This window comes from Acutalibacter sp. LFL-21, assembly GCF_025630755.1.
GTDB classification, from domain to species: domain Bacteria; phylum Bacillota; class Clostridia; order Oscillospirales; family Acutalibacteraceae; genus Acutalibacter; species Acutalibacter stercoravium.
The window spans coordinates 65,158-73,278 of the sequence record NZ_JAOTNT010000012.1; the positions used below are offsets into that span (position 1 = coordinate 65,158).

7 protein-coding genes and 1 pseudogene are annotated in these 8,121 nt (G+C 51.0%); all 8 read right to left on the minus strand.

Features of this window, described 5'->3' with window-relative positions:
- Nucleotides 1-2: 2 nt before the first annotated feature.
- Nucleotides 3-725, minus strand: a complete 723-nt coding sequence (locus ODJ80_RS12525; RefSeq protein WP_002604475.1) for a phosphoadenosine phosphosulfate reductase domain-containing protein — start codon at nucleotides 723-725, stop codon at nucleotides 3-5.
- 13 nt (nucleotides 726-738) lie between these two features.
- Nucleotides 739-2,667 carry a CD1108 family mobile element protein gene (locus tag ODJ80_RS12530; RefSeq protein ID WP_425516017.1) on the minus strand — a complete coding sequence of 643 codons (1,929 nt, stop codon included), beginning with the start codon at nucleotides 2,665-2,667 and terminating at the stop codon, nucleotides 739-741.
- Between the two features lie 38 nt (nucleotides 2,668-2,705).
- Complete coding sequence (locus ODJ80_RS12535; protein ID WP_002604477.1) at nucleotides 2,706-3,662, minus strand: DNA-methyltransferase; 957 nt, start codon at nucleotides 3,660-3,662, stop codon at nucleotides 2,706-2,708.
- Nucleotides 3,659-6,055, minus strand: a complete 2,397-nt coding sequence (locus ODJ80_RS12540; RefSeq protein ID WP_002604478.1) for a VirB4-like conjugal transfer ATPase, CD1110 family — start codon at nucleotides 6,053-6,055, stop codon at nucleotides 3,659-3,661. The genes ODJ80_RS12535 and ODJ80_RS12540 overlap by 4 nt, the downstream gene beginning before the upstream one ends.
- Nucleotides 6,015-6,407 (minus strand): PrgI family protein, encoded by a 393-nt coding sequence (locus ODJ80_RS12545; protein ID WP_002604479.1) that lies wholly within the window; start codon nucleotides 6,405-6,407, stop codon nucleotides 6,015-6,017. Before ODJ80_RS12545 ends, ODJ80_RS12540 begins: the two co-directional genes overlap by 41 nt.
- A 1-nt stretch (nucleotide 6,408) precedes the next feature.
- On the minus strand, nucleotides 6,409-6,957 hold the full coding sequence (locus ODJ80_RS12550) for an MT-A70 family methyltransferase (protein ID WP_002604480.1): 549 nt from the start codon (nucleotides 6,955-6,957) through the stop codon (nucleotides 6,409-6,411).
- Nucleotides 6,958-6,967: 10 nt separating this feature from the next.
- Nucleotides 6,968-7,831 carry a VirB6/TrbL-like conjugal transfer protein, CD1112 family gene (locus tag ODJ80_RS12555; protein ID WP_002604481.1) on the minus strand — a complete coding sequence of 288 codons (864 nt, stop codon included), beginning with the start codon at nucleotides 7,829-7,831 and terminating at the stop codon, nucleotides 6,968-6,970.
- A 73-nt stretch (nucleotides 7,832-7,904) separates the two neighbouring features.
- Nucleotides 7,905-8,000 (minus strand): annotated as a pseudogene (locus ODJ80_RS12560) (Maff2 family mobile element protein); the annotation flags it as partial.
- Between the last annotated feature and the right edge of the window lie 121 nt (nucleotides 8,001-8,121).

The window sequence follows — 8,121 nt, forward strand, 5'->3', positions numbered from 1 at the left end:
ATTTACTCCTTTCCAAACTGTTCTTTCCATGAATAGCTGCGCCCCAATCCCTTAACGGTTTTAAGATAGGGCATAGCGTTTTCTTCCAAAGTCGCCGCCCGGTTAAATAGATCGGGATAGTGTTCTTTGAGATATAAAATCTCTTGTTTCTTCATGCTCGGACAAAAGAAACAGGACGATTTACCCGGCTGCGGCAATCCTGCCGCTTTGATTTCCCGGATACAATCGTCCCTGTTCCAGCCCCATTCTTCAATGAGGGGGTAGCGGTTATGATATTTTTTGTCGGCTTCGTTGTACTTGCGGGAATGTTCATACCGTTTCACTTCTCCCGCGTCATAGCCGATATAGCGGTTGACTTTCTCGCCGCGCTGCCATACTTCGCGGCAAGGCGCATAGTGGTTGCAAAACTTTTCCTGCGGTGCGATTTTGTGTTTCTGCGAACAACGCTTATGCCCGTAGGCAATCGACGGGAGCGTATGAGAGCGCAAGCACTCGGTTTCAAGAGATAGGCGGTTGCCGTAGCGGTCAACATACTGCACAACGGTAATCTGCGGCATACCGTGTTCCGCAAGCCATTGATTGATTATCTCGATAAATTGATAGGTATGCGGGTGTTCCGCGCCCGTATCGGCAAAGGTGATAAGGTCAATCGGGATTTTGTGCTTGTATAGGCCAATAAGTAAGGCGGCACTATTCGTGCCGCCGCCAAAAGATACAATATTCATTTTTCAACTCCTTTTAATTGTAATTTAACCGCCCGTAGGCGTAAAAGTGGGATTGCCAATAGCTGGTGTCCAGCTTTGAATACTGGATAGGGTCGCCACAATGCAGCATGACGGGGCTTCCGTCCCCGTCCTCGCCCACATAAATCCCCACATGGGAAACGCCGGGGGTGTCGTATGTACCCGTAAAGAACACCAAATCCCCCGGCTGCGGGTTAGAAACAGGGGTTGAGATGTTGTAAAGCCCTTGCGCCCCAAGTCTGCCCGTATTGTATAGGCCGCTGTTCGTCAACACATAACTCACAAAGCCGCTGCAATCAAAAGAGGTTTCCGGGGTGCTGCCGCCCCACACATAGGGAAAACCGACGTATTTATCTGCTTCCTCCATGAGCCGCGCAAACTTTTCATCGGAACCCAGCAGCGCGGCGGGTACTTCATAATCGGCGGGCGGGTTTTCATAGTATTTAGACACATAGCCGGATTGCGGGAAAAGGTCGGGTCTGTTTCCCAGCGACGACATATACATAGCGTACATGGATAGCTGTTCTTCGCCCATGATGTAAACGGGGACATGGGAGAGGTTGAAGTTTTCCAAATCCACATGAAGAATGTAATAGTTATAGGGGACTTCAACCGTATAGGGGTTGCCCTCGCTGTCCGTCCTTGTTTCGGTGCGGTAGCGTACCTGTACTTCTTCCTCGACCGTCAAGATATACTGTTTCTCAAAGAGCATTTCAAGGGTGCTTTGCACTTCATCGAGTGTAAACACGCCCTCATGCCACGCGGAAAGGATAGAAATTAGCACATAGGGGTCATGCTCGATCTCGTCCGCGTTTACCCGGTATTCGTCATAGCCGGGGTATTCGCTTTCGATATTGTCCAGCATATCTTGTAACTCGGCTTCCATAGCGGCATACGCGCTTTCCGCGCCCGTTATATCCGCGTCCTCGGAGAGATAGGACGACGCAATCAAGCCGCTGCCGCTGTTGCCGCCAAAGAGGGAGCAAGAGGACAGCCCGCCGAAAAGCAGCAGCACGATAAAGGCAATCCCGCCCACAATCAAGCAGCCTTTCCAATGCCGGACAACAAAGAACGTCGCCCGTTTGGTTTCCTGCGCGGTTTTCTTCGCCGCCTTTGCGGTGGCTTCAGCGGTTTTTTTCGCTTTGCCGCCCGCTTTCAGCGTTTTTGCATACTGCTTTTTAATGCGCTGCTTCTGCCAAAAACGGGAAATGGGGTTGGAGTGCGCAAGCGCGGGGTTATCGTGCAACGCCTTTTGATAGAGAAAATCTGCGTTTGCCTTTACCGCTTGTTTTTCCGCTGCCGCCGCTGCCCGGTAGGGTTTCAGCTTATGGCGGCGTATGCCGCCCTTAACTGCCCGCGCCGCCATGCCGCCCGCTTTCTCTCCGGCAAGTTCTACCCGGTGCCCGCTTTCCACACCGACGTTTTCTTTCTCTACCTCGTAGATTTTCCCATGTACGGTACTGTTTAACTCCTGTGCCGGACGGGATAAGGGGTTATGCCGCAACTTGCCGTTTGGGGGCTTATCCGTCTTTTCAAAGGAAAGGCGCGTCTTTGCCTTGCCTTTCGCTTCGTCAAAAACGCGCTCTTTCTTGATTTTGGTCTGCTTGGGGATAGCCGCCCGCGCTGCGTCTAAACAGTCTGCCGCCTTATCCGATTTCTTGATCGCTTTTTGAAGTTCCGGCGTTGCCCGTTCCGCTTCGGAAAACTGCAAGCGGGAAGAATGGGTTTTAGGCTGCGTCGCGTCAAGGGCTTTTTTCTCCGCGCCTTTTGCTGCGTGTCGCTCAATCTCTGCGCCGATATGCTGCACAACCTTTTCCGCTGCCACCCCTGCGGGGGCTGAATAGTTTTCTTCCTGCGGCCTTTCGCTGATACTGGACGTTTCGCCCGTCGTGAGGTTTTCCGCAACCGCACCGTCGCGGGTCATTTTTTGCGTTACCTTGTCGGGGGCTTTCAGTTCCTTGCTCAATCTTCATCACCTCCAATCCGCTGTTTTGCAAGTTCGCAATAGTCGGGGTTTAACTCAATGCCGATATAGCGGCGGTTAAGCCGTTTTGCTACCATGCCCGTCGTGCCGCTGCCGAAAAAGGGGTCAAGGACAATCCCGCCGATGGGACAGCCCGCCAAAATGCACGTTTCCGCAAGTTTCGGCGGGAACGCTGCGAAATGCCCGCCATGATAGCCGACATTGTTAATCTGCCAAACGTTGCGGCGGCTGCGGACGGGAGAAATCAACTCGTCGGCGTATGCGCCCTTTTCGCGGGGGCGGTTGATTTTCTGCGGTTGGTTTTGCCCCGGAACAGTAACGTTATACTTATTTCCTTTGCTAACTCCGCTTTTCAGCCGCCCCGCCGTTGTGGGGGCTATCGGCTCGGCTACTGCTTGCCAATCGTAATAATACTTCTTTGACTTGGTAAGCAGAAACACATATTCATAGCAGCGGGTCGGCCTGTCCCGCGTGCTTTCCGGCATGGGGTTTGTTTTGTGCCAAATGATAGAACTGCGCAAATACCAACCGTCGCCCCGCAAGGCGAGGGCTACAAGCCACGGAATACCAATTAAATCTTTGGGCTTGCAGCCGGGGGCGCGGTGGTTAAACGCCACTTGCTGCCCGTTCCTGCCTTTGGGGTATTTGGGGTCTTGGTGGTCGGCTTTGCTGCCTGTGCCGCAATAAGTGTCCGCGATATTCAGCCAACAAGTACCCTCCGGCGTAAGCACCCGCTTTACCTCATGGAATACCGCCGTAATACGGGAAACATATTCCTCCGGCGTTGCTTCCCGTCCGATCTGCCCGTCTGCGCCGTAGTCCCGCAAGGCATAGTAGGGTGGGGACGTTACGCAACAATCAACTGCATTTTCCGGCAAGGTTTGAAGCACCTGCAAGCTGTCGCCGCAATAGATTTTGTCCATTTCTATCCTCATGCCGACACCTCGCCGGGTTTGGTCGTCATTACACGATAGAGTTCCGTATCTTGCGGGAAACGGTCAATAAAGGGCAAAATCACGTTGCCATAGAAGATAAGCCCCTCGCCCGCGTCGGAATGGGTTACATAGGTCATTTGCTGCTGCGAAATGTTAAGCTGCTTTGCAAGGATTTCCCTGTCGCCCTGGGCTTGGTTGAGCATATACACAAAATCGCTGTTTTCAAAAATGTTCTCCACCTCGCGGGACGATAACAAATCTTTCACGTTTTGGGTGATACCTGTCGGAATACCGCCCCATTTTCTAAAACGCTTCCAAATCTCAACGCTGTACGCTGCGGTCTGTTCCTCTTTGAGCAGCAAATGAAACTCGTCGATATAGTACCGCGTCGCCTTGCCTTCGCTGCGGTTTATGGTAACTCTGTTCCAAACTTGATCTTGGACAATGAGCATACCGAGTTTTCGTAGCTGGGTGCCGAGTTCTTTAATATCAAAGCAGACAAGGCGGTTGTGAATGTCAACGTTTGTTTGGTGGTTAAACACGTTCAAACTGCCATTTACATAGAGTTCCAATGCCGACGCGATACGCTGCGCTTCCTTTTCCGGCTGCTTCTTGATTTCATTGTAGAGGTCGCCCAAAATCGGCATATTCTCCGGCTTCGGGTCTGCAAGGTAGCTGCGGTACACGCTGATAACGGCGCGGTCAATCAAAGTCTTTTCAACCGCTTCCAGCCCGTTTTTGCCGCCCATAATCAACTCGCAAAAGGAAAGGATAAAATCGCTCTTTAAGGCTATGGGCGTGTCGCCCTCGCTGTAATTGAGGTTTATATCCATCGGGTTAATGTACTGCGTGCTGTTCTGCGAAACCTTGATAACCTGCCCTTTCAGCCGTTCCACAAGGGGGTAATATTCCGCTTCCGGGTCGCAAATGATAATATCGTCTGCGGTAATGAGAAAAGCGTTGGTGATCTCGCGCTTTGCCGAAAAACTCTTGCCGCTGCCGGGTGTGCCGAGTATCAAGCCGTTAGGGTTCTTCAGCCTTTTCCTGTCGCACAAAATCATGTTATTCGATAATGCGTTTAAGCCGTAATACAACGCTTCGCCGCTTTGGAACAGCTCTTGTACCGTAAAGGGGACGAAAATGGCGGTGCTGGAAGTCGTCAAGCCCCGCTGGATTTGGATTAGGTTTTCGCCCAATGGGATAGAGGACATAAGCCCCTGTTCCTGCCGGTAGTCAAGGCGGGTGAGCATACAGTTGTATTTCTGTGCGATACTTGCGGCCTGAAATACGTCGTTGTCCAATTTCTGCTTTGTGTCTGCCACATTCAAAACTAACAGCGTAAGCAAAAACATTCGCTCGTTCCGGCTCTGCAAATCCCGCAAAAGGTTTTTCGCTTCGCCGCCGTAGGTGGCAAGGTCGGACGGAATTATATCCATATCGTAGCCGCTGCGGATTGCCTTTTTCTGTTCCTCGATTTTCATACGGTCAAGGTCGGTGATTTTCCGCTTGATCGTCTTGATCGCTTCGTTGTGGTCGATACTCTGAATGTGCAGATTGACGACAATCCCGTTTTCCGCTTCCATGAAGTCGGCAAGCATACGGTCTGAAAGTTCCGGCGCGGCAATCTGCAAAAAGGAAACCGCGCCAAACTTCCCGCCCATTTGAAACATTCGCCCGTCGCCAAAACGGAAAGAGGACGGGGCAATAAAGTCTTTGACGGAAAGGCCGCTTACGGGTAGCCATTCCCACGCAAAGTTGAAGCGTTCCCCGTCCGGGTGGAAAAGCCCATGCAGCACTTCAAGCCGCTGCTTCCCGTCCAATACCCGCGCCGCCGCGCCGATCACCTTAAAATGGTTGAGGGTGTCCGTTTCGATACGGGCAAGCCGCGCCCGCGCCGATTTAATATCTTTTGCTTCAATGGTAAAGGTGAGAAACTTTGTCTTGATAAGCCCGTTGTTGCCGCGTTCAAGCTGTGTTTGCAGCATTTCGGTGTATTCGGCTCTGATACTGTCAAAGTCGTCATTCTGTGGGGCAATCGTGATACTGCTCTTGAAATCCTCCTTGTTCGCATGGCGGCTGATTAAGGAAAGCTGCACACTGATAGAAGCGTCAAAAGAGTTATACATATCGCAAAGGGCTTCAAAAATGGCGGTCTTGTCGTCCGGCTGCGCAAGCTGATAGTTAATATCTTCAAACTCAATGCACTTGGAATACCGCCCGTTTGCAAGGCGGCAAATCCCGTCCTTATACATTCGTTCAAACGGTATGCTGTCCTGCGCCGTATGGGGCTTCCCGTCGCCCTTTGACTGCCGGATAAGCGCGTCGATCTGTTTCTTTTCCTGCCGCGTAAGTTTACGCTTTTTGTTTTGGGTCTTTCCCTTTTCCTTTGACAATCGCCCGTACCTCCTTATCTAATCGCTCCTGCCGCGCAAGGGCGGTATAAAAATTGTTGGTCTGATAAGGTCGCTCTTTGGGGCGAAGAAACTTCACTTCCACAAATTGCCGTATAATCACTTCCAGCGGTTGCCCGTTCTTCTCGTACATAGCGAGTAGGAACATGGGCAGCATGGCAAGCACCATGCACAAAGCCGCCGTTGTCGTTCCCGCGCTGTCCTTTGTCAAAAAGAATAGCGGTAGCCCGATAGCCACCGCCGCGCCGAAACAGAGTAATTGTCTTTTGGTAAGGTTGAACATTACCTTGCTCTTGATTTTGGTTAAATCCTTTGGGACGGTTACATACGCCATTTCAAACCTCCTTTCCGGCAAACCGTATGTCGCTTTTGATTTCATTTCCCCATACGTCCCAACCAGGGGTATGCTGCCTTGCAAACAGTTCAATACGCGGTAGGTCGCCCATAAGGGCAAGTATCTTTTCCCGCGTTATATCCGGCTTTTTGCTGTGCTGCTCAACAGGGGAAATAATAAATTGATGTACCTTGTTTGATTGTCGCTTCGGGTGTCCTTTGGTAGCAAGCAAGCAGATTTCCGCATTTCCTCGCGTCCAAAAGCCCAAGCCATAAAACCAAGTGGGCGATTTCCGATTTTGCTTTAACCATACAAAGGCAACGGATTTATAGGTAAATCCCCAAGCCTTGATTAACTGCAACGCTTCTTTAAGCTGCGGGAACGTCGCCCATAGGAATAAAATACAGTCCTTATCCGCAATTTCTTTGACGGGTAAAGCGCAAAGTTCCTCAATACTCATAGTGGGATAGTGCTTTTCCGCTGCGCCCTGTACCTTGCTTCTCGCGTATCTCCAAGGGGGATCGGCGTAAATGATTTTGTATTTCTTCATCTGCACCCCCTTAATGCGCGCTGAATACGGATTTTGCAAGGCTTCCCGTTTTGAAAAGCGTAAAACACAAGAGGACGGTATAGCCCATGCAAGACCAGATCGCGCCGGATATGTCATCGGTTGCTGCGATTGTCTGTATCAAAACCGCATAAATACCGACGCACACAAGAATTAGAAAAGCCTGAAAACCGAGGGCAAGCAAGGATTTTAAGTAGTTCTGTCCCATGCCGCCCCATTCACGATTTACCATTGTCGCAACGGGGATAGGGGCGATACTCGTTACAAGGTATATTTCAATCATGCGCCCGTACACCACCAGCATGATACAGATAGACAACGCTTTCATGGTAAGCCCCACAAAGAGTGATTGAAACCATAGCCCCAAAAGCCCGCCGACGCTCATAGCGTCCAGCTTTGCTTCTATATCGGTGATAACGGTTGCAATATCTATGCTTGTGTCGGATATGATAACGCCCGCGCTGTCGTTGACGACGCTCTGTGTAATGTCAAATACGCCCATGACGATGTTCCAAGTATTTGTTACCAGCAGCACCGCAACAAAGGTTTTGAAAATCCACTTGAAGAAAATCCAAGTGTCGAGATCGTGCAGATTGTTTTTCTCAATTACAAGCTGGATTAGTTCGTAGCACATGACAAAGGTAATGATAACGCCCGCAATCGGCACAATGACGTTTTCCGATAGGCTGCGTATCATATTGAATATGCCCGCGTTCCACCCGGCGGGGGTTGTGCCGACTTGCGTTGCGATTTCTCCAACCTCTGTATTTACGCTGTCGAACAGCCCGGAGAGATTAGAGAGTATTCCGTCTGTCAAAATGCCGCGAAACCAATCTTCAATCATCTGCCATATCAAAAGCTAATCCCTCCTTTCCCGCGCCCTCCCGCGTGAAGCGGGAGAGCGCGGCGGGTAGTGTTAGTTTGTGGCATTATCCAAACAGGCCGGAGAGCAGCGGGACAAGGGTAAGGCCGATAAGGGCAACGCCGCCGCCCGCCATCAACTGTTTCATGCCCTGCGACTTTGCTTATGTGCGATAAAGAAGTAATAGAAGTGTAAAAAATTTTGCCGTTCCTATCCGGCACTCGCGCGTTGTGTCGGATAGGTCGGGCGTTAGGCTTCGGGCAAGTCAATCTTGCCGACAAAGC